Here is a 24,245-nt window from a genome sequence, read left to right on the forward strand (position 1 = left end):
TTCGGCCCGCTTTAGGCCATGTTTTGGATGCCGGCTCCTCTCACCTTCTTAGGTGTGAAAAAGAAGGGCCTGGCCCAATTCTGGACATTCCCTACAAAGATTTGTTTAGCTATCAACCTTACTGCATAAATCGACACATCCAACCATCTATTCTTATTGTTAATGACAAAATTTCATGATTCATTTCGGAAGCAAGGAGCATGGCTATGGCATTGAAAAAAGGTGACATTATCGACGAACGCAAACGATATCCAGATTCTTGTGGACTGGTACTCAAGGTGATGAGCGGTGGGGAAGGGTTTGAAAAAATTCGATGTTGCGGACATGATTTGACCCTGGAAGACGTGGTTCCCTCGTTTAATCCAGAGCGTGGCCGCCGAGCGGGAGCCTTGGCAGTCGGCATGCCACTCGATGAAAAAATGGTTGCCACTGATTCCTGTGGACTTCGCCTAATGGTAATGGCGGGCGGGGAGGGATTTCAGGAAGTCATCTGTTGTGGCCATTCGTTTGGTGCGAAAGCGATTCAGAATTTAGAGTTTGGTCAGATGCGGGGAGAGGACATCAAGCAGGAGCCCCCCCCCACCACCCCACATCAAGGAACCGCATAAGAGGACACATCCAACATGTTAGGGTGGACACCAGATTCAATTAAACAATGGGTCCGATGGATGCAGTTCCTCGACCGGTGGGGCTACATCACCGCCTGCTTGAGTTTTCTTCTTGTGGGCATGCTGGTCTTCGGGTATAGTTGGGTAGCCTATGCTCAATCGGTACAAACCGAGTTTTTGCCAGCGACCATCACTTTACTGAATGACCTGTTGTTCGTCATTATTCTTTTGGAATTGTTTCGCACGGTATTAGGCTTCTTACAAAACGACCGCATTCGACTTGAACCATTCCTGCATGTGGGGATCATTGCTTCTGTCCGAAGAATTCTCACCGCTGGCGCTGAATTCTCGCACCAGGAATCTGTCCCTGAAGACATGTTTCGTCATTACCTCATGGATATGTCCCTGCATGTCATCGTGATTTTGGTCCTCATGATTGCGTTATATCTTCACCGAAAATCCGAGCTTCCGGTAGAACCTCTTCTCAACAAATAGCCCTTCCGAATTCCAGAAAAACTCTTTTTCGCCTTTCCCTTCTCCAATCATAGTATTGTCATACATTCCTGATGAACTTCTTCGGCTCATATTGCATACCGCCGGGGGCTGTGGCAGTATAGCCTCCTTTTTAGACGACAATCTGTAGTGTTGGTATCATGGATTCTCTTCCTGAATTAGTCGGCACAGTCCATATTATTCTGGGCCCTTATCGAGGAAATCCGATTGCACTGTACATGTGCCAGGATGAGTCTACCTGCCGGATTTCTCCTCGTATCTATCCGTGGAATCAAACTGTTGGAACTGGAGAAACCCCCAATAAGGCCGCCGCAGACTTTGAAGCCAGGTGGAAAGAGACCGACTTGGCCGACGATATGTATACCGGCCCTCATTGGGAAGGTGGCATCAAGCCGGAAAAACCTAAACCGGTGCCTGCTCCAAAACCTGCCACTCCTCCTGCACCCAAAACACAGGCCGCACAAGAGACCAAACCCCCTGCACCTAAATCACCGGCCTTGCCGGATCCACCACAACCAAGTCCCGAAGCCGAAGACGCGGCTAAGTAAGAACTCCCAGTCCTTTTATCCGTTTTGAGAGTTCTCTTTCGAATGGATTTTGTGTGAATCAAGCCATAATGCCCTGAACAGGCTATGTTCGTCTGTCGGCAAACTGTCTGGCGGATTGTATTAACGCGGTAAATAGACGTTTCTGAATGGCATCCTGCCGGTATAAAAACTCCGGATGCCATTGAACCCCAAGCCAAAATGGATGACCAGAGGCTTCAATCGCTTCAATGATTCCATCCGGAGCCATCCCAGTAACTTGAAAGGACGACGGAACAGATTTGATAGATTGATGGTGGGAGCTATTCACCGCAATACTTAACCGCTTGGCGATGCGCTGTAGTAGGCTGTTGGGTTCAATGTTAACCAGATGGGCTGTTTTCGTTGCCGATTTGATGGGTCGATGTTCAATTTTCGTCGACAATTGAGACGAAATATCCTGCACCAGGGTTCCTCCCAAGGCCACGTTCATGGATTGCATTCCTCCGCAGATTCCCAGAGTCGGCACCCCCTGACGAAAGGCCAGCTTGGACAGTCCAAGCTCAAGTTGGGCGCGCTCTTCGCTCATTTGCTGAAAAGGATACCGTTGCTTCTCCCCATACAACTCAGGGGCTAAATCCGATCCGCTCCCGGTCACCAGAAGACCGTCCAGCCGTTGTATAAGATATTTCTGTTTCGCCAAACCACGGACCAGGGGAAGCACTAAGGGCACTCCCCCGGCCTCCTGTATTGCCTGAAGGTACCTGGCCCGCAAAAAATAGGTGGGTTCTTTCCCACCCATGTCCTTCCGATTTCCAGGGTTAAAATCCGGTGTAATCCCAATGATAGGTTTGAGCATGCCAGTCGATTCAACTCGGGCGGGGTTGATATTTCGGTCTATAGCGCTTGATCCTCATATGCGGAGACCCCAAGGAATCGAACGGGCTCATTTCCCTTTAGATGGTCAGGAGTAATGACATACGTGCCGTAGAAGCTCGGCTCCCATACAGCTTTGGCGGTTTCAAGGTCACCACCTGTCAATCCATAGGTAAACGTTCCCACAACCCCGCCCAAGATGGCATAGGCAAACTTCACAGGAAAATAAATTACGGTCAGCAAAGCACTCCCGATCCCAAGGGCCGCTTCATTGGTTGGGCTCGATAATTCTTGTTCGGCAGCCAGACTTACCCCTGTGGCACCCAGGCATACTATCAGGGAAAAAGCCAACAACACGCACACCCCGGTCAATTGTTTAAGCACACCTCCCCCAAAAACCTTGGATTGCCGCATAAGGAAAACTCCTTCCTGTTTAATTTTTATGCAAACCTTCTATTTGGTATTTTAAACCTGATTGATGCATTAGTCTTCTGTTTTTAAATACGAAAAAATAAATTATAGCAAATTTGGTACCTTCTATAGTGACGGGGGTTCCTCTTCGGTTTCAACCAGATCCAACTCGATAAAAATCTGCCTCTTGATTTCCTCGGCCTCCCGCTCAACGACCTCATCTGTCTCAGCTATGAGAGCGTCTCCTGACACTTGGATATTCTCCTGCTTGATTCCCTGCTGAATAAAGGCATGAAGCTTATGAAAGCACAGTAACTGCACCAATAAATCATGGCTTTTCTCTCGATAACCTCCCTGCTTTTCAACTGGAACCCCCCTCAGAACACCTTCCAACCATGACGAATGCTGAAGGATTCCTTCGAGCCTGTCTATTTGGTTCCCTTTCATCACCACCTCGACTTGTACCCCTCCTTTCCAGCTGCGTTTTTTGACATTAAACACACAGTGTACTGAATCTGAGGCACCTTCAACGGCTTCAGGGCCGTAAAACAGCGTGATGCGAAAGAGGGGAATTTGGGGTGGTGAGAGTAATGACATTCCTGATCTACTCGTTTCTTTCAAGGGCACAACTAAAAATTAAGAATACGCAAAAACTTGGCTTGAGCATAGTGTTCCAAGCCTACCGCATTTAGGTTGACACTCGTCAATCTTGAAAGATAGAGTCTTTTAAGTCTTAAATTTTCACAGTGTTAAAGGGAGAGGTTTTATCTATGTTCGGAACCATGGGGTTCTCGGAACTCATGATTATTCTGGTGATCATCCTGATTATTTTCGGGGCAGGTCGGCTCCCGCAAATCGGAGAGGGTGTGGGGAAAGCCTTAAAAGGCTTTAAAAAAGAAGTCGCCGATATCCCCTCACCTGTAGACCCCAATGAGTCACTACCCAATATACCGCCAGAACCAGGACAGGTGCAGTCCCAACCAACTACCTCTGTGGGGACTCCGACAAATCAGCCATTTCAGCCTGGTCCTGAACAAACCCCGGGAACCACTGCAGCATTACTTTATAAGGGAGCGGGACCGGAGGTGGTACAGCCTTCGTCTAAATCTGCTGCAACTTCTGGTACTTCTGAAACGACGACAACTCCTCCGTCTGCCCCCCCGCCGATGTCCATGGAGGATAGGCAAGCGCAACCAGCCCCTATGGCTTCCAGGCAATATCCCGCTCTCCCGGCTAATGCACAAGCGAAGCCTGTGCTGAAGCGACCTGCAGCTGTTGTGAATAAACAAGCTGTTGCCCGCGTCCAAGCTCAACAAGCTGCAATGAAAGCCCAGGCTTCCCAGCAATCCGGATTAGCTCCCCGAGATATGCAATCATTGGGAGAAGGCCTTGGAAGTGCCGTACGTACGTTCAGGGATGCAGCGGCAGACATTAAAAATTCGATTGATCCTCAAATGCGCACCATTCAAGCGGAACTGGAGTCTGCCGAAAAAGAGATGCAAGACTCCATTGAAGTAGCCAAAGTGCCCCTAACTCCCAAAGAACCCTCTGGATCTGCATAAGCCTTTCTTGCTCACGTTCTCTACCAATTCTGCTACCGTTATTGGAGCAATTTGTTTCTTTGGACTCGTTGGTTGTGTTATTGAATCCCCACCTGAATCAGCTGAAACCGTCACCGCACGACTTATTCCACTTCTGACGGATACTCAGACTGATACTAGACGGACCGCAGCCTTATCACTTGGGAAAATTGGCGACCCTCAGGCCATCCAAGCCCTTGTTCTCGCGTTGTCCGATCCAGATGATCAGGTTCGACAATCAAGTGCTTGGGCCTTGGGAACCATGGCCGATTCACTATCAGACCGGGCTCTAGTTGCATTGGTTCAGCACCTTACGGACCCTTCCGATTCAGTCAAACAGGCTGTGGTATTGGCCTTGGGTCGGACAGCTGTGCAGAAAGAATTAATACTAGTGTTAACCGAAGCCTACGCTATTTCCACCATTGACACTCAAAGAACCATTATCCAATCTCTTGCTCACTTTGATTTCCCATTTTCCTATTCCGTGTACCTTCAAGCGCTGGAAAGTCCGGATTCTCTCACTCGACAATCTGCAATTGCAGGGCTCGGAGAATTAGGCGACCCCCGGGGACTCCCGTTGTTACGCACCCATCTTCTCCAGGATACAAGCGTGGGCGTCCGATCGGAAGCCGCATATCGTTTAGGCAAATTGGGAACCAACGCGGATGTGGTGGCTCTGAAGCAAGCCATGGAAACAGACCCGACTCCCAATGTGCATTTTTGGGCCTCCTGGGCCCTTAACCAAATTGGTCAGAATACCTAACCTCCACGAATTTTTTTGATCATAATTCACCTTCCTGGCGGATTTTCGTCCAACCACCACCCTAGATAAAAATTTTCCATGTTCCATGCGTTTGATTGAATACTCGTAATAAAATCATTACAATTCGCCTTCTTTTTTCTCCATAAGGCAAAAAATGAAGAAATTAAAAATAGAGGTGATCGTAGGCCTTCTGGCAATTCTGACAGGCCTGAGTTGCGCTTCCGCACCGGTGAAATGGTTCAAGCCCGGTACCTCGCAGGCGACCTTTTCCAAGGATAAAGCTGATTGCGAAGAAGCCTTGTTCTCAACAGGAACCACTCAAAGGACCAAAGAGGTTTATTCCTTAGAAGGGTGCTTGGAGACAAAGGGTTATACAGCCATCCCGCTTTCTTCTCAATAACGAAAAATCCAAAACTTGGTTTTATAAAAATCCTGGGGAGGATTAATTCTGGAGCTTTCGTTAGAAAGAAAAACGGCTAGTCTCTTAGGGGGGTGGACAATGTTTGGTTCTAATCATTTAAAATGAGAGGAAATCGTTCATATGTTAGGAATCGATTGAACAAGCGAACGAGAACATGAAAAAAGTTCTTTTAGTAGATGATGATCTCAATGCTCGTGAGGCCCTTCGCCTAGTCCTGGAATCTCAGAAATTAGAATGTATTGAGGTCGGTAATGGATCAGAAGCCATCGCTTGGCTATCCAACAACCGGGCGGATCTGATTATCTCCGACAATCAAATGCCGGTTCTGACAGGCCTGGATTTTATTGATCAAATCAAATTGCAAGCGAACGATCCCATCCAAACCCCCATCATTTTACTTAGTGGTCATCTCGACGAACAGGATAAACAGCGTGCGCTTCAGGCAGGAGTCTTTGCTATCCTGGATAAACCCTGCAATTTTAGCCAATTCCTGTCCATGGTTCAGCTTGCATTGGACCAATAAGTCTTGTTCTTTGTCCTCCTGGTCTTCTCCTTCAACAGCGTTCCTCTCAAATCCTCGAATTAAAAAACTTCCGTATCTCTAACTTTTCGTACTATGTGCTCATCGGCTAATCCATAAGCGGTATTTCTTCATTAATCCTTTTCTCGATATCTCTTCACTAGGGTGATGGATCTACTACCACTCTAAAAAAATCATTTCCCCATATTGGGAAGTGAGCGACCGAAGAAATCGAAAAATCCCCGTTTAACTTTCTCTTTAACAAAAGGAGTGCTCTCATGCTGAAAATATTCGGAGGAATGATTATTGGTTCCCTTATGACCATGATACTCCTTGGAGGGGTATCTGCGGCAGACAAAGTTCTGGCGAATGCGCAAACCTTATATTTTGATCAGATCCAGCGACCAGACACTACCACCACACTTCTCCTACTGGTCTTTTTAAGTATCTTCCTTGCTTCTCTGACTCTATGGCCTGCCAAGCCTGCTTTGGACACAAAGAAAATTACTAAACAATTGCGCCGGCACTGTTAAAAATCAAAATTTTTCAATCCCAAGACAACAAAGCAGTCGGGAGAGGAACTAATGGCAGGGGAGCATAATGCGGATTGAGACAGTCAATTAGGCACCAGACATTGATGCCGACAAAACTATTATTTTATGGGCCACCCAAGGTATTTCATTTGTCTTGCCAGTGAGTTTTAAAAGGGTGGCTGTATGGCCTCGACCCGTTCATGCTCCAAAATCCTGTGCATGAACGGTGGGTAAGGCTTTTGACCCAATAACGGTGTCGGAAACGATAATTGAAGGTGAATGTGACGCACGCCTACCGTTTCAAGGGTAAAACATTAATGACATTTTTCTGATTTAATCGTTTCTGCGCCGCCTCCACATAGAATCTTTCAGAAGAAATACTGCCATGATTTATCCATTCCGGTTTTCCAAAAAAAGCGTTAATTGATATCCCTAGAGTCCGAAGCTGATGAATTCAGGGTTTTCAAAACATATCTCCCCCTCACCCTCACCCCCATACTTCTCCAATAGGCCTCCAGAGGCATTCTGACGGACGAGGACGAACAAACATAAAAAACTCCCTCTATTTATTGTGGAACCTCAGAGTCGCGACAGTGAATTTCGAACTCACGAGCAGTCGCACATAGCATCAGCCGGAGTCCTGACCAAATGGAGCGATTTTTTGCTTTCCAGTAAGTCTGATGAAATACTTTATGCTGTTGGAGGAGAAGTCAGTATTGACATTTCCTTCTCTTGTCCCAATCCACAAGCCACCTTGCAAAAAGCCCAGCACATTCGGGCGGCAGCCCTAGTACCAGCAGACCCTTCAGCTCAGGATCGGGCGGTGGCCTTATCAGCCAAGCCTCTGAAGCAGCAGCTAGCCGGGATCTGAAACGAAAGACCAACGAAGAGAACTCTCCCTCTGAAAAACCAAACCATGTTTTCCCTTTCATGTTGATCTATTCGTTTATAAGTACATTATTTTAATCACTAAATAGTACAGCTGGGCATACATTTCCACTCCCAAGAATCTCTTGCCCATTGTCTTCTCCACATTGAATAAACTCCTTCGCTCTCTTAAAAAATATCTTTCACAAGCCTATCCTGAAAATTGTGATCCCAATATGCTGCCGGTACCATACCAAAAAAGTTGGCAACGGACTTGCTCAATCATATGTTCCAAGACAAACCATTGAGCACTCAAGCACACGCATATGGAAACAACATCAAAAATTGGCCCCACGGGCAATATCTCGAACTGATGGAGATGCGGAGACGTATGAACATTGTGGAAAAAATGAAACATGACTGGAACGAACGGGCCCAACACCATGCCAGATTTTGGATTGCCACCGAGGATTACCACACAGAAGAAAAATTCGCTCAATCGGGAAAAGACACTGCCCAGGCTCTGTTGGCAACCATTCCTGTCCCTCCCTTACGGTCGTGGAATGTCCTGGACATCGGATGCGGCATTGGCAGAGTCCTCAAAGCTCTCGCCTCCTATTTTGATTATTTAGTCGGGGTCGATGTCTCCTCCGCAATGATTGCCCAGAGCAAACAGTGGTTAGCCGACGATCCCCATGTTCACACGTATGAAACCTCTGGAGTGGATCTTCGAGAATTTCCTCACTCCTCCTTTGATCTTGTGTACTCCTATGTCACCTTTCAGCACATGCCCCGTTCTGTGTTTGAATGTTACCTGGGAGAAATCCACCGCGTCTTGACACCTAATGGCTATCTGGTCTTTCAACTGCCCATAGGCCATTATCTTGATGTGCCTCTCGAGGACACCATTGGGATACGGTCGTATTCCCATCAGGAAATTGAAGAAAGCCTTCGGCGGAACGGCTTAGGCTTCCTTCAACACCCATCATCCAATCCCGAATTCACAGAGATGTCTGATCCGCATAATCACCGTTTCCGGTTGGCACAAAAGATCGGTCCAATAAATTCCACCGTGTCAATGGACTGGGACGAATTGGAACAACCGCACTTTGTCTCTGAACTGGATAACCATCTTTATGGCATTTATGCCGACAATTGCGCATGTGCAGGGAACTATCAGGAGGGAATTCAGACGCTGAAAACCCTGATTAATAAGAATCCCGCAACTCTGGAAGGAAGATTACGGTTGGCAGCATTATTGATCGAGACCGGACAACTCCCACAAGCTTTGGTTACCATGAAAGAAATCATCACCATCCATCCTGGATATGAAGAAGGCCATCGAACGCTCAGGCAACTCCTCGAGAAATGTCCGAATCTACATCCTTCTAAGGTTCCTTCTCTCTCCACAACCAGCAAGTACTCTCCTGCCCACGCATCACGGAATACGCCTGGGTTGGCAAACAGGGAATATTCGACAACATAAAGTCTAAATAAAATACACTATCCACAGTGCCTCCGGTCAGCCAAGCATAGGTAATCAACATGCATGTGTAAATTTTGGCTTTCTAATAGCCTTTCTTTTGTTATAATCTCGTTCAGGGTCGTAAATCTAACCCTTTATCTCTCACTACTAAACTAGGAGGAAAGCATGGCAGAAAAACCATGGGTATTGGTGTCAACATTTTTTCTGGTCATGGGAATGTCGGGCATGGCGTTAGGAAGTCCGCCAAACAATGGCCCTGGTTGCGGATTAGGGAAATTAGCGTGGGAAGAAACCTCTGTCAGTAAAAGCAATATTGCTCCTCAGGTCATGATGGCCACAACCAACGGCACCTTTGGTTCTCAAACATTTGGAATTAGTTCGGGAACTTCCGGTTGCACCAATGATGGGCAAGTCTGGGCATCAGAGAAAGTTAATGTCTTTGCAGCTATTAATTTTGACAATTTGGCTCAAGAAATGGCTCAAGGAGAAGGCGAACATCTCACGTCATTGGCCACCCTAATGGGTATTCCTGTCGCCCAACAGCCTGCGTTCTTTGCCATGACCCAAAAGAAATACACCACTCTGGTTCAAGAGGGTGAAACCTCGCCAAAAGCGGTGGTAAAAGCCATTCACGATGCCATGGTCGACCATCCCGTTTTAGCTCAAGTCACGACATCGAAGTAAATTATTTCAGGCTCCGGCTGGTAAAGCCGGAGCCTCTCTTTTCTTTACTTTCCTGACATGTGGTAAACATTCTTTTTCTTGTACTTCTGCTTCTTCCCTTTGAGCTCAAGGCCCAAGCCTCCTCTTCTCTCTATCTGCAAGAACTCATTCAACAAGCCACCATGGAAAAACTTTACCAGGACCGCTACTGGCATCGTTTACTCCACTACCGACAAGATACTTTTGGGGGCCACACCAGCGAGGTCGATGATCCAGGGTTTTTCCTTTCACCGGATGGGAAAACCGATCCAGAAGCTGAATTACATGCAACACTGACATATTTTTTTTCTGACACTTTAGTTGGTCGCTCCAAACAGCCGGCACAATGTGCTTTTATTGCCCGGTATCACTGGCTGAAAAAGAAACTGCACTTTCAGGAATCTAAGCTTCTTCCACATCCCTGTGAACGTTTTGTCAGTTGGCTTAAAGAACTGGATCCTGCCTCGATTACCTTTGTTTTTCCTTCGGCCTATATGGATAACCCGGCCTCCATGTTCGGACATTCATTTTTACGAGTGGATCAAAAAGGCCAAACCGCAGAAACGAATATTTTGGCGTATACGATTAACTACGCTGCCGAGGTCCCGCCGGATGCGGGGATTGAATTCGCATATAAAGGAATATTTGGAGGATACAAGGGGTTCTTTTCGACCATTCCCTATTACATGAAGGTCAAAGAATACCGGGATCTTGAGAATAGAGACATTTGGGAATATCGCTTGAATTTTTCACAAGAACAATATCACAGATTGCTTATGCATGCGTGGGAATTAGGGAATGCCTATTTTGACTATTACTTCTTTAAAGAAAATTGTGCGTACCACATTCTCTCACTCCTGGAAGTAGCCGATCCCAATCTCCACTTGACCGACCAGTTCCACTTTGCGACGATTCCTGCCGATACCATTCGCCTTCTTACTCGACAGAAAGAATTGGTTCAAAAAATTTCTTATCGTCCCGCCCGGAGTACTCTCCTTAAACGCAAGAGAGAAGCATTAACAAAAGAGGAAGCTGCCTTGGTCCGAAAACTTCTTCACGATCCTCAGATAATAAGCCAAGCCGAATTTCATCAATTACCACAAAACCGCAAAATATTCCTTCTGGATTTCGCTTCAGACGTCTTGCGATATAAAGAAGTCACCGATCGAGACAACGCTGAAGACTATAAGTCCAAAAATCGATCTATCTTAGTGGCACGTAGTCATATTTCCATCCCATCCGGCCCCTTTCCGGTGAAACCTTTTTCTCTTTCTCCCGAACACGGACACCAAACGATCAGAGTCGGGGGCGGAGTCGGATGGAGAAACAATAAAACGTTTGAAGAAATCAACTTCCGAGGTGCCTATCATGATCTCCTAGACCCTGACCCAGGATACACCCAGGATGCCCAAATAGAATTACTTGATTTGCGGCTGAGGCATTATCAGCCCCAAAACCAATTTCGAGTGGAACGGTTCACCTTTGCCAATATCCTCTCCTTGGCCCCCATTGATTCGTTGTTTAGTTCGCCATCATGGAAAATCAATATTGGAATGAACACCGTCAAGACATCCACTTGCGACCTCTGTTCAAATGGGAATGCCAATGCAGGAATCGGTGGAGCCCTGGAAACCCAGGTGTTTCAGCGGGAAGTCTTTTTTCTCTTTGGGGAGATGGATGCCAATATCAGTGACGGGTATAAAGAAAATCACCGGGTGGGGGGAGGTGTATCCGGCGGCGTGATGGCCACCATTACTCCGAACTGGAAATGGCTGATGTCAGCAGGATATTTGTATTACCCCCTTGGAGATCGATCGCATGACATCCCTATTTCTGTTGGCCAACGATGGACCTTTGCCAAAAACTTCGCGGTGCGTGCCACCTTCACCCACCATGAACAGGATAATGAAGTCCTTGCTGTTTTTCACGGGTATTTCTAACTCTCCAAGAGACCAGGGAAGCCAAATCCTTACTTCTCAAACACTTTAACCAAAAACAAAAGCCCACGACTAAAACAAATAACCAATACCCCCCAAAAAATATTCACTCCTGAAATTTAAGGAAAGTTCCTTCCAATGGTAATTGGCAGAGAAATACTTGTATTCCCCAAATACAAACCACCTTTCAGTAATGACTAGGTGCATGCCTCCCAAAAACTGATATCCAGGAGCCGTTCCTGTTTCAAAACTTTTATCTTTTCTGCCAGGAATATCCGCATTTCTCAATATTCCATTTGAAAGCCCGCCTCCTATGCCCACATACGGCCTGAACATAGACCCTGGATATCGCGCTATAAGATTGACCATCGATTGAAGTGTGATAAGGCTGCTATCACCTTTTGTCGTCCCCAAATTATTGACTATGGGGAAACGAATTGAATTAGCATTTCCAAATGATTCCAATTCAAGGCCAAGATATCCACCGGCAATATGAGGGAACAACCCTACCTTAAATCCCAAACCAGGACCTCCATTCACCTTCTCGGCTGAAACCACTCGCCCTTTATACGAAACTCCCTTATTGAAGGGTTGGGAGCCCACGCCATAGCCTGCCAGATAAATCTCAATGTCATCCAAAGCCTCCACGCGACAGGGGAGTGAAAAGGCCACGATCCAGGTAAGGAGCACCACAAATTTTATGAAAAAATACAATTCCCTCTCCAAGGATGTCCTAAATCAAAAAATATTTAAAGCGCCGGAATTATATTCCAGGTGCTCTTGCCTACAATGTCAAGACAATTTTCCAGGCAATGAAGCCCGCCACTTGTATTACCAGTCTTTTTCGCCATCAAAATTGTCGGACAAAATAAACAACCCCCAAACGCCTTGTTGGAGGAAGGGGTGGTTGGGACCATGGCGGAGGCAACGTTCAGCATTGACAAAGACTACGACATAGAGCCTTAAATGCTTGGGGTGGGGTGTACATCCACTTAATGCGTTCGGCCAATTCGAAAGTTTTGCCTTGGCAAATGATGCGCATCTTCAAGAGTGTCGCGGATCGCTGTGTTTTGAGGAGATCTACCTTTCAAAAAAAGTTGGGGGACGGGATTCCTATGGCTATTAAGTGTAGTCAGTGGGGGAGAGAATTGGCAGGTTGTCCAATTGTTCTCTTAATTTAAAAAAGGCCTTTCCCCTTGGACTGGAAATAGCCTTTCTGACAAGGCCTAAGCGGTAACAATTACAATCACAATTTGAGGGCCAAGGGTTTGGCATACTTTTCCACGAAAAAAAAAATGGGGATTGCCCTAAAGTACTTTTAGGACAATCCCCCCAAAGAATTAAATTTACTACCCGATTACGAACCATGCACGATAGTACACCACTCACCCCAGATTCCAAGAATATTTTTTGCGGAATGATCAACGTAGGTAATCTGAGTTATTCCGCCATTCGCCATAGCCTTTTCCTGACTAGCATCACCTGTCGCAATCATTGCAAGAATTGATGTTGCACAGGCTGTTCCAGTTTTAGTCCCAGCAGGACCATCAGTAACTTGGTTGCCGAATTTGGCTTCAGTATAAGCCCATCCTGCAACGGGTGAGGCTACCCCCATACAACCGGTCAAATTGAGTAAACAAAATCCTAAGAAACCAGCCAATAGCAAATTTTTCATTTCCTGCCTCCCATTAAAGTTATTGGATTGTAAACTTTATCCCAGATAATTGTTTTTATGTAAGTAGCGTATTCCCATATTAAAGTCAAGGAAGAATGCGTACCCACTAAGATGCAATTAGGCATGTATATTTCCAAATCATCATGACTCGTGGAGGCATTGGCACACAAAAACTTTCCATCTTGGAGAAGTGCCTAATATAGAGCGCTTCTCATTCTCCGTCGCGAAATACCACCTTTTCACAAAACCGGATCGGATTATTCAAGCCAGGAATCGGAAATAGGCAGATACCCCTTTCCTCAGCCCCCACTTTTTTGCTTAGATGAAGGAGGTGGACAAGACATTCTTTTTACACCACTACAGCCAATTTCAATTATGAGTGTGCAAATGAGTTTAGAAGACGAATTTTGCGATATCATTAAAAAAGCGCGCTTTGGCCAAGGGCTGGGAATTGAGATCCTGGCGGAATTGGCAAAAATGGAGCAGGCCGAGGTGGAACACCTTGAGAAAGGCCATCGACCTCCGACCAAAGGCGAAATTCAAGGAATTAGCCAGGCCTTACACCTGCGCGTTGGTCCCCTGATAAGCCTGACTTTGGACGGATGGTTACCTCAGCCTCAACCGGAATGGACGACTGAACGCGATCTTGTTGAGACCATCAAAGGCGACATTGGCGGGTATGAGGTCAAAGGCTATCTGTTAACTGATCCAGCCACCAAACAGGCCCTCATGATTGATACAGGGTACAATGCCAAGCAGATGCTTGCGAGCATCTCCCGGCGTGATTTGACCTTGATCGGGGTTTGCCTCACCCATGGGCACACGGACCATGCGGGAGGGCTGGAAGAGATTTTGTCTCGATGGCCAGTGCCGGTCTATCTGGGTAATGGAGATTTCGATCTGCTCCCATGGAGACCACCTGACGCCTCCATAAAAATACCAGCCAACCATCAGGTGATTGCCCTGGGAGAGTTGACGGTTGAATGTTTGGCCACCCCAGGCCATACCCCTGGAGGATTTTGCTATCTGTTATCGCTCAAAGGCCAAGCCTTGTGTTTTGTGGGGGATACGCTCTTTTCCGGTTCGGTGGGGCGTTCAAACCCCTTTTCACTGTATCCCCAGCATTTGCAATCCGTTCGCCATACCCTGTTACACTTACCAAAAGACACCGCCTTGTTTCCTGGCCATGGTCCCTCCACAACAGTGACTGAGGAACAAGCGCACAATCCATTTGCCTGATATTGCATGTCAGGCCATTTACTGGCTTGGCATTTAATAAGGACGTGTTAATGGATCACGAATCGCCTGAACCTTCCACTCCTTCAGAGAATAAGCCAACTCCCCCGCCTTCTCTGTTGAATCCAATTGCCCCCACCGATCCACTGCCACGGACCAACCCACCCGCTCCTCCGCCCCTAATCAGGTCTATCTCTACAAACGACATACGTCAAGACCACACAACCCAAACATCCTCCCGCGGAATGGATCATTGGCAATCACTTGAACCTGAACTACTCGAAACTGAAGATGAGGTGGACGAATTCTCTCCTCCACCTCCCAGCGCTTTTTCTCAATGGGGACTTCCTATTTTGCTTTTTGGGCTCACCGTATTCACCACACTCTGGGCAGGAGCATTTCAAGTGAATACGAAACCCGTCAATGGGGCCTGGGATTTTTTAATGCGCTATCCTGGCTCTTTAGTCAATGGGATCCCCTTTGCCGCAACTCTTTTAGGTATCCTCGTCACCCATGAATTCGGGCATTACCTCCTCTCCCGCATTCATCGTGTGCCCGCGTCCTTACCGCTGTTCATCCCTGGTCCTCCACACTTCATCGGTACCTTTGGGGCCGTAATTCGCATGCGATCGGCCATTATGAATCGGCGGGCACTTTTTGATATTGGCGTTGCGGGTCCCATTGCAGGCTTTATCGCAGCAGTCGTGGCTATTATAATCGGACTCTCCCTTTCCCATATCGTCCCACGTTCACAAACCTACGGCTTACAGTTGGGCGAACCACTCCTCCTGCAATGGTTTGGCTGGCTCATGTTTGGCCCTATTCCACCTACGCACGATATTGTACTCCATCCCATTGCCTTCGCCGCATGGTTCGGATTTTTCGTCACCGCAATTAATTTACTGCCTTTGGGTCAATTGGACGGCGGCCATGTGGCATTTGCGGTGTTAGGCCGTCGGCAACGCTCACTGGCCTTGGGAACGATTCCCATACTTATTTATTTGGGACTCACGGGTTGGCCTGGATGGATTCTCTGGGTTGGCCTGGCCAGCCTTGTCGGGATTGGCCACCCCCCGGTCATTGACCCTGACATCGTTTTGGGCAAACACCGCCGATGGGTGGCTTGGGCGGCCTTGGCTATTTTCATTGTGACTTTCGCCCCAGTGCCGTTTTCCGTTGGCTGACAGACATGTTAGCCTTGCCTATGCCCTTGGTGTTCACGGAACATCATCCGTTTTCTCCACCATCGTTTCCGGGCTGGGATTACCATTCCGGCCACGAAGAGGAACCGTGATCTCATGAGTGACTATCAATCCCAATTACGCACCTACATTCAAGATCACCGCGCCAGCTTTGAAGACCTCCTGGGTCAAATGGTGGAAGTGCCATCAGTGAGCTCAGACCCTGAACATGCCCCCGATATGCACCGGATGGCGCAGTTAGCCGTTCAGTATCTGGAACAATTTGGAGCCAAGGCCTCTATTGTGAACACCAGTGGTTTTCCCAGCGTGTCCGGAGAATGGATGGCCGGGCGCCAATACCCCAGCCTGACCATTTACAATCATTTAGACGTCCAGCCTGCTCAGGAACCGGAATGGCGGCAGCCTCCCTTTGCCTTTCATAAAGATGGTGATCGGTACTGTGGACGTGGAGCGACAGACGATAAAGGCCCGGCGTTAACCGCCCTCTTTGCTGCAAAATTTGCCAGAGAAGCCGGCATCCCCCTGAACATCCGGGTCCTCTGGGAATTGGAAGAAGAAATTGCCAGCCCGAATTTTTCAGAGGTCCTTCAGAACCGTAAAGCGGTCCCTGCGTCCGATTCGGTTCTGGTGTCTGATACCATTTGGGTAGCGAAGGATCGCCCGGCTCTCTCCTGTGGGCTTCGCGGTTTGTTAGTCGCCAAGTTGGTGCTTCGCACAGGGGAGACCGATATTCATTCCGGTCTCACGGGCGGCGGGGCCCGCAACCCCTTGGCCGAATTATGTGAAGCCGCCTATTCCTGCTTGGACGCGAAAACCGGGCGCGTGAAAATACCAGGATTCTACGATGATGTCGTCCCCCCCACCCGAACCGAATTGAAAAACTTTCTGGCATCAGGATTTCAGGTTCGGCTTTTCAAAGAAGCCTATCAACTGCGATCGCTGCGAACATCCGATCCTCAGGATTTACTCAAACGAATCTGGGCCTCTCCCACCTTTGAAGTTCATGGGTTAGCAGGTGGCCATATGGGCCCAGGCGTCAAAACCGTTGTGCCGGCCTGGGGTGAACTCAAAGTGAGTATGCGATTAGTTCCCAACCAACATCCCTCAAAAATTTTCCGACTCCTGAAAAAACACCTCCGTGCTCGCAATCCTGATATTGAGGTGATTAATGATGGAGAACTGGAACCCTATCGTGGAATTTCCGATGGCCCTTATGCGGAGGCATTACAAGAATCGGTAGCCCAGGCCTTTGGACGCCGACCAGTGTTTGTACGGGAAGGTGGATCTATCGGGGCCATTGCTGTGTTACAACGTGCCTGGAAGGTCCCGATTCTGTTTATGGGTCTCAGTCTGCCTGAACATGGGTATCATGCACCCAATGAATATTTCGATTGGAGACAAGCTTCAGGGGGGATACAAGCCTTCGTCCACTATTTCGATCACTTGAGTCGGATGCGATTAGAAAATCCCAAAACCCGATCCAAGCCAATTACACGCTAAGGTCCAAAAGAAGGTACCTGAGCTGAAGGTAGGTCTTGAAAATGTACGAGGGTTCGGATATGGGCGAGAATATTGCGCCGCTCATCGGCCGACAATTGGTGACTCCAGCCATCCATTGCCGTCCGGGGAATTCCCTCAGCAATAATTTCAAGGAGTTCTGTATCAGTTTTGGCTGAGGTGGCTGCCGAAACTAAATTTCCTGGGCGAGGGGCTAATAAGGCCGCCCGTGGACCATCCCCCCGTCCTTCCGCCCCATGACATTCCAGACAATGAATACGATAGAGCTCTCGCCCCTGCTCCCCTCCTGGTTGCGCACCAACAGTCCCTAACGTACAGGACAGGCCTAAACCTGAGATGATCAGGCTGTTCAGTAGAACCAGGACACCCATCCATACCAGGCGATTCATGCCTTTAATTGTACTGCGTGAATGGCGTATCTTCAAAAATTCGCCCATCAGGCAATATTTTAGATGGGAATCCGTGGCAGTTGCAAAAACTCGTTACTGACTGCGCAACAATATCCGGAGCGGAATTCCCTCAAAACCATATTCCGTCCTGATGGAGTTTTCTAGATAACGGAGGTAGGACGCTGAGACTTTTGGTGCGGATTTGACAAATAGCGCAAAGGTAGGCGGTTTGGTCGCCACCTGAGTGATAAATACGGATTTTTTCGGATTGCCCCTGACCAACGTCATGGGATTTTTTTCCAGGAGTTCCTGAACAAATAGATTCAGCTTACGGGTTTGAATGCGTTTGGAAAAATCGGCCACAACCTGATCAATTTTAGGAAAAAGCCGCGTGAGCGTTTCCGGTTGGATTGCGGCACCAAAGACAATCGGCACATAGGTAAAAAAAGGAAATCGCCGAGCTAATTCAAGATTGTAGGCGGGGTACGCCTCACGATCCCCTTCCCGCATGTCCCATTTATTCACAAGAATGATACAACCTCGCCCTTGCTTACTGATTAAGCCAGCAATTTTCGTATCTTGTTCTGTGACTCCCTCTACCCCATCCAAAACCAGCACGGCAACATCAGATCGTCCCAACGCTCGAATGGCTCGCACGACACTATAGCCTTCAATCCCCCGCTCGATCCGCCCCCTTCGCCGGAGACCTGCCGTATCTGTAAAGATATACTTCCGTCCATGAAGACTGACCATAGAATCAATCGGATCGCGGGTCGTTCCTGGAATATCACTGACAATGAGTCGTTGTTCACCGAGAATGGCATTGACCAAGGTCGATTTCCCCACATTGGGTCGGCCCACTACCGCGATTCTTGGGGTCTCTTGTTGGACCTCATTCTCCGTAGCATGGGGAAGAAAGGGCAAAAGGGCTTCCAGTAGTTCATCCACCCCTAATCCTCCCTCAGCCGAAATAGGAAAAATCGTCTCTATCCCTAATTTGTAGAATTCCGCCAAGAGCGGTTCAGCCTGAGGAGTATCAATCTTGTTGATCGCCAGAAAAACCGGCTTTGTCACCGGTCGCAACAGCTTAACGAGATCGGCATCTAACGAAGACAACCCCACCCGGCCATCCATGACAGCAATGATGAGATCCGCTTCTTCAATAGCCGCTTGGGTTTGAAATTTGATCTGCTCCACAATGACATCGTCAGTGGTCAGATCCAGTCCACCGGTGTCGACCAACGTGAATATCCGATTCTGATAATCGCACTCTGCGGTGTTTCTATCCCGAGTGACTCCGGAAACATCATCGACAATTGCCGTACGGTGACCCACGATCCGATTGAACAGCGTGGATTTTCCTACATTTGGTCGTCCCACAAGGGCAACCAAAGGTTTGTAGGATTTGGGGTCTGGAGGAACTTCGAGAGGCAAGTCCGACGGACTTGGTGGCGTATCAAGAGATGGTTTGCTGCGAGAGCGAGTTGTGCGAGAACGGGAAAATCGAGTCATTGGGCAGCAAAGTATCGGCTAAGGGTGTTCAAACTGGTAGGAAAATTCGTTTTTGGACGTCAGGTCGTCTACCAGATCAACAAGACGATTAATCGAAATAGTCCGTCAAGTGATAGCCTGGATAAAGCCCCCCAGTCAACTATCGGCGGATAAAGCGTTATTAAGACACAGAATTTAGCGTAGCCACCAGCTAAATTATCGAGAAGGGGTCGGTTGAAAAAAGCCGCCAGCGGCGTTCTCGCCATTTTCCCGTGCTCACGTACTCAGCGTACGCTCCGCGCGTAAAAACGGCTGCGGCCTTGCTGGACCGACTTTTTTGAACCGACCCGGAGCCTTTGATGAGTAATCTAATCCTGGGCAAATTTGCCCTTGAACATCTTTATTATTCAACACTCCCAGAAGAATCTTTCCTGCAGTTCTACTGGTTTATAAAAAATGAATCCATGCGAATTATTTACCCATCGAGTAACAACTTTGACGGGTATGCGAAAATGTTAAATATTTTTGTAACCCACCAGCCATCCACACCGGTGAAATTCAATTTTTGAATGGACTCAGAGATTGAGGCAGAGGAAAAGGCTGGGACAATTGATTAACACAGTGAGTTACACATGGAGATGTTTCATCGCTGCTGCACAAAGAATGATAAATACTCCCATCCACAATGCTACACGCTGAAATGGAACCGGCTCTACGGCCATCTCTTCCAATTCTTCGCTTGTTTCACCACCTGTAGGTTCATTTTTAAAGATAATGGTGTACAGAAAAATGGTCAGAATTCCCAGCACCAACGCCAATTTGATGAAAAAGACTGTGAGGTATTTTGCATGATGGGCGACGTTTTCCCCCGACTGCATAACCATCCCCTCACTCACATAATGGAGATTGACTCCTCCAGTGAAAAGGATGACCACCAAAAGAATCCCGACCACCCGTTTATATTGCCGATAGAAGGTTTCAGATATTGGTCGGATAAATTGTTTCGGGACAGCGGTTTTAAGACTTGGCGTCACAGCCATCACGAGAAAGGCCAACCCCCCAATCCACACCACGGCAGACAGGAGGTGCAGCCAATGCACCAGGATGGGAATAATCTGATTAAGGTCGGTGAGAACTCCGAGGAGGGATTCCATTAGAACTTAAACACAGGTTTTTCATTCCCGAACCGACGCTTCCGAAGTTCTTCCATTAATTCAATCGTCACGGTTGAAAGGCCTTGTTCGACAGCATGACGCTCGACGCCTTTTTTAACCATCGCCCGTAAAAAATAGGGGATGCGACTGAGCCGTTCTTCCGCAGCAGCTTCCCATTCCACAGACGAGACTTCCGGCACATTGAAAGCCACTTGTATTTTCTCTCCCCCTTTGGGAGTATATAAACACCATTCGTCCTCATCCATCGCATCCCCGTGGTCCACGTAGGGACGAGCACGACACCCTCCGCAAATTTCACTGTATTCGCAATCCCCACATTTGCCCTTAAGGTGTGGATAACGAAATGCATTGAAAACTTCCGAATTTTCCCATAAATCGACAAAGCTGGTCTGACGGATGTTTCCTGCGGACAAGGGCATATATGGGCAAGGCGTGAGGTCACCGTTTGGCGTCACCCTCGCATAATTGGTCCCTGCCAGACATCCTCCTCCCATGTAGCCCTGGGCTTTGGTGATGGGAGAATTTGGGTCCTTTTCATAGGCCAGGCGTTTGAAATGTGGTGCACAACGCGCCCGAACCAACATGTCCTGGTATTTATCTTGGCTCTCCACCAAATAGCTCAAGACCTCTTCATATTGTGAAGGAGTGATGTCAGTGAGCTCTTCACCGCGTCCTGTGCACACCATGAAAAAGACATTTAAGACTTTGGCTCCCAAATCGTGCGACCAATCGATGACGGCTGGCAATTCCTTGTAGTTCATGGGCTGTGCACTGAAATGTACTTGGAATTGAAGGCCATTTCGTTTGCAGGCTTCAATACCAGCCATAGCCCCTTCCCACGCACCAGGTAAACCTCTAAACGCATTGTGTGTTGCTGGATCCAGAGAATCAATACTAATTCCTACGCCCATCACACCAATGTCTACCATGGCCTTCGCCATCTTGTCGTCAATCAGCATTCCATTCGTGCCGAATACGACCATAAATCGCTGCTCAACTGCGTGACGCGCGATTTCAAGAATATCGGGACGGACCAACGGCTCGCCTCCGGTAATCACAAGAAGGCTCCCGGCATTGACTTGGGCAATCTGATCAATAAGACGGAAGCATTCTTCGGTGGTTAATTCATCATGCCCACCGCCCATTTTGGTCGTGGCATCCAGATAACAATGTTCGCATTTGAGATTGCATCGCTTGGTTAAATTGAGAGCCACCAGGTAGGGCTTAAAATCATCCACAGTTCGGCCGTCTCCAGGCCCTCCTGACTCTGGACGAAAATTTTCAAACTTTGTTACTGCGCTGGACCCTAACGAGCTCAGCGTATTGAAGAATGAACTGATGACAGGGAGTGACTTACCCATTGTGGCCGGCTCCGGATTGCGCCTCAGAGGGAGCCCCTGCGCCGGTTAACTTGGCCACGATGTCCTTGACGTTTCCTGTTTTCATGGCTTCTTCCATAGTGGTTTTAGCTTGCTCAATGCCCTGGTTCGCTACTTCCAGAGTTATAGTTGTGGTCCCAATTTTTTCAGCATGCTTAATAATTAACGCTTTTGTACAATCCCGCATAAATCCAGCAGGAGCTCTTTCTAATCGTTGGAGGGCATCCGGCTCCCATTTATACGGGTCGGCTCCATTAGTGTCGCCAGTACTTTCCTTATTAGATTCAGAGACCATAGTTGCCGTCTCCCCAGCCGTTTTATTGGCAAAAATTGGTGTGTAGTCTTCGCTTGCCGCTTCCTGAATCATCGCGCCTGAATATTCCAAGGTAATGGTGGTCATTCCAAGTTTCCTGGCGGTTTTTTCGATTTTCGCTTTTGCCCGTCGGCGTTGGAAACCAGCGGGAACGGCTCGAATTGCTTCACGGGCATCTTTCGTCCACTGCATAGGGATATCGTCATATGCCACTTGTGTTTCCAAGCCACCTTCGGCTTTTGCAGCCGCATCAAAAATAGATTTATCGACTTGTTTAAATTGCGCTCCATCCAACCCACAAACAGGACACATCACCGGGTGGTCGCCTTTCCCAATATATCCACACCCACCACAGACGTAATAGTCTCTCGACATTCGAGCCAGATACGATTTATTTCCTGCGCTCATAGGCTCAGAAACCTCCGCCGGTTTTTCCTCCACCACCTGGGACATCATACCGCTCAAGGTTGAGCCCATTAAGTCCTGCGCAACTTCATCGCCTGCCTGCATAGTATTCCGATCGACTCCGGCTGCATCGAGAGTACCACCTAGCGTTTTCATAGCGTCCATCGCACCCTTTGGTAAAATATCCCCAACCGCATCATCAATGACTGAATTACTGATGATGGTATGACCCTTTTCGATGGCATATCGATGTATCGCTGTCTTGGCCACTCCCCGCGCAAAGACCGGTATCTTCTCCATCCGTCTTAGGGCCTCCTCCGTCCAGGCAATTGTGTACTCGGCCTGTGTGTCTATCGGAGGAACAAACTTCTTATTGGATATTAATATATTACAAGGAGCTGAACGCAAAAGATTTTCGGCATTGCTGCCGATATCCATATCATCATCGCTATGCACCCCGATTCGGCCAACGATAAGCAGCCAGGGCTGCTCTTTTCGAACATACTGAATGATTTTCTCAAACGCTTTGCCGTCAAGCAGAGTGGTCTTAATATCTTCCCCCTCATCCTGTGCTACATCCCGAGAGACATCCAGATGAGACTGGTAAATTTTCGCGAGTCCGCTGTCGATGACTTCCTCGTGAAGCTTTTCCTGCTCTTTAAATCGAAACACCTTCCCAGCCTCTTCATTCAAGACACCGGAAATACTGTGAAATGCCGCATAATGAAAATAGGGATCGAATGCTGATATCGCTTCTACCGGCTTATTAAGAGCCTTTCCCAAGGCGAGCGCGGTCTTCAGTCCGCCAAAGGAGTAATGGCTCCCATCCACAGCTACCACAATTTTCCCACCATTCATGGGTTTGGTATCTTTCACAATGAACATGTCCGAATTACGAATCCGACGGATCACACGCTCCGTGTTGCTCCCGATCACAGAGTCCTTCACCGCACCAACTCCCAGGGCTCCCATAATGGTCAAGTCATATCCATTTTTGGTGATATCTTCCGCAATTGCTTTCCAGTTTCGCCCCTCAAGTGAACGTCGCTCCAGAGGAATGTTTGCTTCCGCGCATTTCTGATCGACAAAATCCAAATACGAATCTGTAATGATTTGCAAGCCTCTGGTGATAAGGGAATCATGGATTTGGCGCTGGCGATCCAACTCTTTTTCGTCGTGATATTCCTCAGGAAGACCTGCCTCCATTTGTTTAAACCGCTTATCATGCATCTTGGCCGCATATACATGGCTTCCCACAATTTTCGATCCGAAAATTTTCGCGAACTGCACTCCCAGTTCCACAGCCATATTCGAATGGTCTGAATTATCAACCGGGACATATATTGTCTTGTACATCAACAAGCCTCCTTACAGATTTCCGCCAAAAAAAAAGCGGCACCAAGCCCTCGTCTCAATCGCCGGGAAATTTTTATAAACAGATGTTTTTTCAAATGAAATAAGAGCGGATCTTACCACTGGGAATTCTAGGTGCGCAACCCAATGACCATTTCCATCTTGGCATGAGTGAAATATAAAAAATCATATATTTATCAATGGCATTTATAGCCTCATGTTAGCATTTACCCAGTCAAATACAAATTCATGGAAAGCACGTCAAAACCCTCACCATTTATGGTGCGGAGCCCTTTAGGTTACACATGGACAAGTACTTGGCGCTTACAAAACTTTCAATAAACGAACTTCTTCATTGAGGCGACGCT

The 24,245-nt window shown here is 47.8% G+C and carries 25 protein-coding genes; 15 read left to right on the plus strand and 10 right to left on the minus strand.

Annotation, left to right across the window (positions count from 1 at the left end; genetic code table 11):
• Window positions 1–206: 206 nt before the first annotated feature.
• The 3 genes from PQG83_RS14660 to PQG83_RS14670 all read left to right on the plus strand — a co-directional run bounded on the left by PQG83_RS14660 (window position 207) and on the right by PQG83_RS14670 (window position 1,669).
• A complete protein-coding gene (locus tag PQG83_RS14660) occupies window positions 207–608 on the plus strand; it encodes a hypothetical protein (protein ID WP_312742509.1) in 402 nt (133 codons plus the stop codon).
• 15 nt (window positions 609–623) lie between these two features.
• Window positions 624–1,103 (plus strand): phosphate-starvation-inducible PsiE family protein, encoded by a 480-nt coding sequence (locus PQG83_RS14665; RefSeq protein ID WP_312742512.1) that lies wholly within the window; start codon window positions 624–626, stop codon window positions 1,101–1,103.
• 158 nt (window positions 1,104–1,261) lie between these two features.
• Window positions 1,262–1,669: a hypothetical protein gene (locus PQG83_RS14670; protein WP_312742515.1), complete on the plus strand. Its 408-nt coding sequence runs from the start codon at window positions 1,262–1,264 to the stop codon at window positions 1,667–1,669.
• 82 nt (window positions 1,670–1,751) lie between these two features.
• Here the strand turns inward: PQG83_RS14670 and PQG83_RS14675 are convergent, their stop codons facing one another.
• The 3 genes from PQG83_RS14675 to PQG83_RS14685 all read right to left on the minus strand — a co-directional run bounded on the left by PQG83_RS14675 (window position 1,752) and on the right by PQG83_RS14685 (window position 3,529).
• Window positions 1,752–2,504 carry a gamma-glutamyl-gamma-aminobutyrate hydrolase family protein gene (locus PQG83_RS14675; protein ID WP_312742516.1) on the minus strand — a complete coding sequence of 251 codons (753 nt, stop codon included), beginning with the start codon at window positions 2,502–2,504 and terminating at the stop codon, window positions 1,752–1,754.
• Between the two features lie 38 nt (window positions 2,505–2,542).
• A complete protein-coding gene (locus PQG83_RS14680) occupies window positions 2,543–2,935 on the minus strand; it encodes a hypothetical protein (protein ID WP_312742518.1) in 393 nt (130 codons plus the stop codon).
• 123 nt (window positions 2,936–3,058) lie between these two features.
• A complete protein-coding gene (locus tag PQG83_RS14685; protein ID WP_312742521.1) occupies window positions 3,059–3,529 on the minus strand; it encodes a hypothetical protein in 471 nt (156 codons plus the stop codon).
• Window positions 3,530–3,702: 173 nt separating this feature from the next.
• On the opposite strand from PQG83_RS14685, the gene tatA reads away from it, so the two are divergent.
• The 9 genes from tatA to PQG83_RS14730 all read left to right on the plus strand — a co-directional run bounded on the left by tatA (window position 3,703) and on the right by PQG83_RS14730 (window position 11,744).
• Window positions 3,703–4,494: a twin-arginine translocase TatA/TatE family subunit gene (gene tatA / locus PQG83_RS14690; protein ID WP_312742523.1), complete on the plus strand. Its 792-nt coding sequence runs from the start codon at window positions 3,703–3,705 to the stop codon at window positions 4,492–4,494.
• A gap of 7 nt (window positions 4,495–4,501) precedes the next feature.
• Window positions 4,502–5,275, plus strand: coding sequence for a HEAT repeat domain-containing protein (locus tag PQG83_RS14695; protein WP_312742525.1), 774 nt, complete (start codon window positions 4,502–4,504; stop codon window positions 5,273–5,275).
• Between the two features lie 154 nt (window positions 5,276–5,429).
• A complete protein-coding gene (locus PQG83_RS14700; RefSeq protein WP_312742528.1) occupies window positions 5,430–5,675 on the plus strand; it encodes a hypothetical protein in 246 nt (81 codons plus the stop codon).
• A 175-nt stretch (window positions 5,676–5,850) separates the two neighbouring features.
• Window positions 5,851–6,219 (plus strand): response regulator, encoded by a 369-nt coding sequence (locus tag PQG83_RS14705; protein ID WP_312742530.1) that lies wholly within the window; start codon window positions 5,851–5,853, stop codon window positions 6,217–6,219.
• Window positions 6,220–6,494: 275 nt separating this feature from the next.
• Complete coding sequence (locus PQG83_RS14710) at window positions 6,495–6,749, plus strand: hypothetical protein (protein ID WP_312742533.1); 255 nt, start codon at window positions 6,495–6,497, stop codon at window positions 6,747–6,749.
• A gap of 571 nt (window positions 6,750–7,320) precedes the next feature.
• Complete coding sequence (locus PQG83_RS14715; RefSeq protein WP_312742536.1) at window positions 7,321–7,620, plus strand: putative metalloprotease CJM1_0395 family protein; 300 nt, start codon at window positions 7,321–7,323, stop codon at window positions 7,618–7,620.
• 387 nt (window positions 7,621–8,007) lie between these two features.
• Window positions 8,008–9,102, plus strand: a complete 1,095-nt coding sequence (locus PQG83_RS14720; RefSeq protein ID WP_312742539.1) for a methyltransferase domain-containing protein — start codon at window positions 8,008–8,010, stop codon at window positions 9,100–9,102.
• 165 nt (window positions 9,103–9,267) lie between these two features.
• The gene (locus PQG83_RS14725) at window positions 9,268–9,786 is read left to right on the plus strand and encodes a DUF3015 domain-containing protein (RefSeq protein ID WP_312742542.1); all 519 of its coding nucleotides are present in this window, start codon (window positions 9,268–9,270) and stop codon (window positions 9,784–9,786) included.
• A gap of 59 nt (window positions 9,787–9,845) precedes the next feature.
• On the plus strand, window positions 9,846–11,744 hold the full coding sequence (locus tag PQG83_RS14730) for an Lnb N-terminal periplasmic domain-containing protein (protein ID WP_312742545.1): 1,899 nt from the start codon (window positions 9,846–9,848) through the stop codon (window positions 11,742–11,744).
• 69 nt (window positions 11,745–11,813) lie between these two features.
• Here the strand turns inward: PQG83_RS14730 and PQG83_RS14735 are convergent, their stop codons facing one another.
• Together PQG83_RS14735 and PQG83_RS14740 are read right to left on the minus strand one after the other, a co-directional pair.
• Window positions 11,814–12,380, minus strand: coding sequence for an outer membrane beta-barrel protein (locus PQG83_RS14735; protein WP_312742548.1), 567 nt, complete (start codon window positions 12,378–12,380; stop codon window positions 11,814–11,816).
• Window positions 12,381–13,098: 718 nt separating this feature from the next.
• A complete protein-coding gene (locus PQG83_RS14740) occupies window positions 13,099–13,416 on the minus strand; it encodes a TRL-like family protein (RefSeq protein ID WP_312742550.1) in 318 nt (105 codons plus the stop codon).
• Window positions 13,417–13,803: 387 nt separating this feature from the next.
• On the opposite strand from PQG83_RS14740, the gene PQG83_RS14745 reads away from it, so the two are divergent.
• The 3 genes from PQG83_RS14745 to PQG83_RS14755 all read left to right on the plus strand — a co-directional run bounded on the left by PQG83_RS14745 (window position 13,804) and on the right by PQG83_RS14755 (window position 17,354).
• Window positions 13,804–14,655: an MBL fold metallo-hydrolase gene (locus tag PQG83_RS14745; RefSeq protein WP_312742552.1), complete on the plus strand. Its 852-nt coding sequence runs from the start codon at window positions 13,804–13,806 to the stop codon at window positions 14,653–14,655.
• Window positions 14,656–14,705: 50 nt separating this feature from the next.
• Entirely contained in the window at window positions 14,706–15,836 is a 1,131-nt protein-coding gene (locus PQG83_RS14750) for a site-2 protease family protein (protein ID WP_312742554.1), read from the plus strand.
• A gap of 114 nt (window positions 15,837–15,950) precedes the next feature.
• A complete protein-coding gene (locus tag PQG83_RS14755) occupies window positions 15,951–17,354 on the plus strand; it encodes a M20/M25/M40 family metallo-hydrolase (protein ID WP_312742556.1) in 1,404 nt (467 codons plus the stop codon).
• Here PQG83_RS14755 and PQG83_RS14760 read toward each other — a convergent pair.
• The 5 genes from PQG83_RS14760 to PQG83_RS14780 form a co-directional block, all read right to left on the minus strand.
• On the minus strand, window positions 17,351–17,761 hold the full coding sequence (locus tag PQG83_RS14760; protein WP_312742557.1) for a c-type cytochrome: 411 nt from the start codon (window positions 17,759–17,761) through the stop codon (window positions 17,351–17,353). The genes PQG83_RS14755 and PQG83_RS14760 overlap by 4 nt on opposite strands.
• A 93-nt stretch (window positions 17,762–17,854) precedes the next feature.
• Complete coding sequence (gene der / locus PQG83_RS14765) at window positions 17,855–19,141, minus strand: ribosome biogenesis GTPase Der (RefSeq protein WP_376753531.1); 1,287 nt, start codon at window positions 19,139–19,141, stop codon at window positions 17,855–17,857.
• 737 nt (window positions 19,142–19,878) lie between these two features.
• The gene (locus PQG83_RS14770) at window positions 19,879–20,406 is read right to left on the minus strand and encodes a hypothetical protein (protein ID WP_312742562.1); all 528 of its coding nucleotides are present in this window, start codon (window positions 20,404–20,406) and stop codon (window positions 19,879–19,881) included.
• Window positions 20,406–21,788 carry a radical SAM/SPASM domain-containing protein gene (locus PQG83_RS14775; protein ID WP_312742565.1) on the minus strand — a complete coding sequence of 461 codons (1,383 nt, stop codon included), beginning with the start codon at window positions 21,786–21,788 and terminating at the stop codon, window positions 20,406–20,408. The genes PQG83_RS14770 and PQG83_RS14775 overlap by 1 nt, the downstream gene beginning before the upstream one ends.
• On the minus strand, window positions 21,781–23,880 hold the full coding sequence (locus tag PQG83_RS14780) for a universal stress protein (protein WP_312742568.1): 2,100 nt from the start codon (window positions 23,878–23,880) through the stop codon (window positions 21,781–21,783). Before PQG83_RS14780 ends, PQG83_RS14775 begins: the two co-directional genes overlap by 8 nt.
• Between the last annotated feature and the right edge of the window lie 365 nt (window positions 23,881–24,245).

Source organism: Candidatus Nitrospira neomarina (genome assembly GCF_032051675.1).
Lineage (GTDB): Bacteria > Nitrospirota > Nitrospiria > Nitrospirales > UBA8639 > Nitrospira_E > Nitrospira_E neomarina.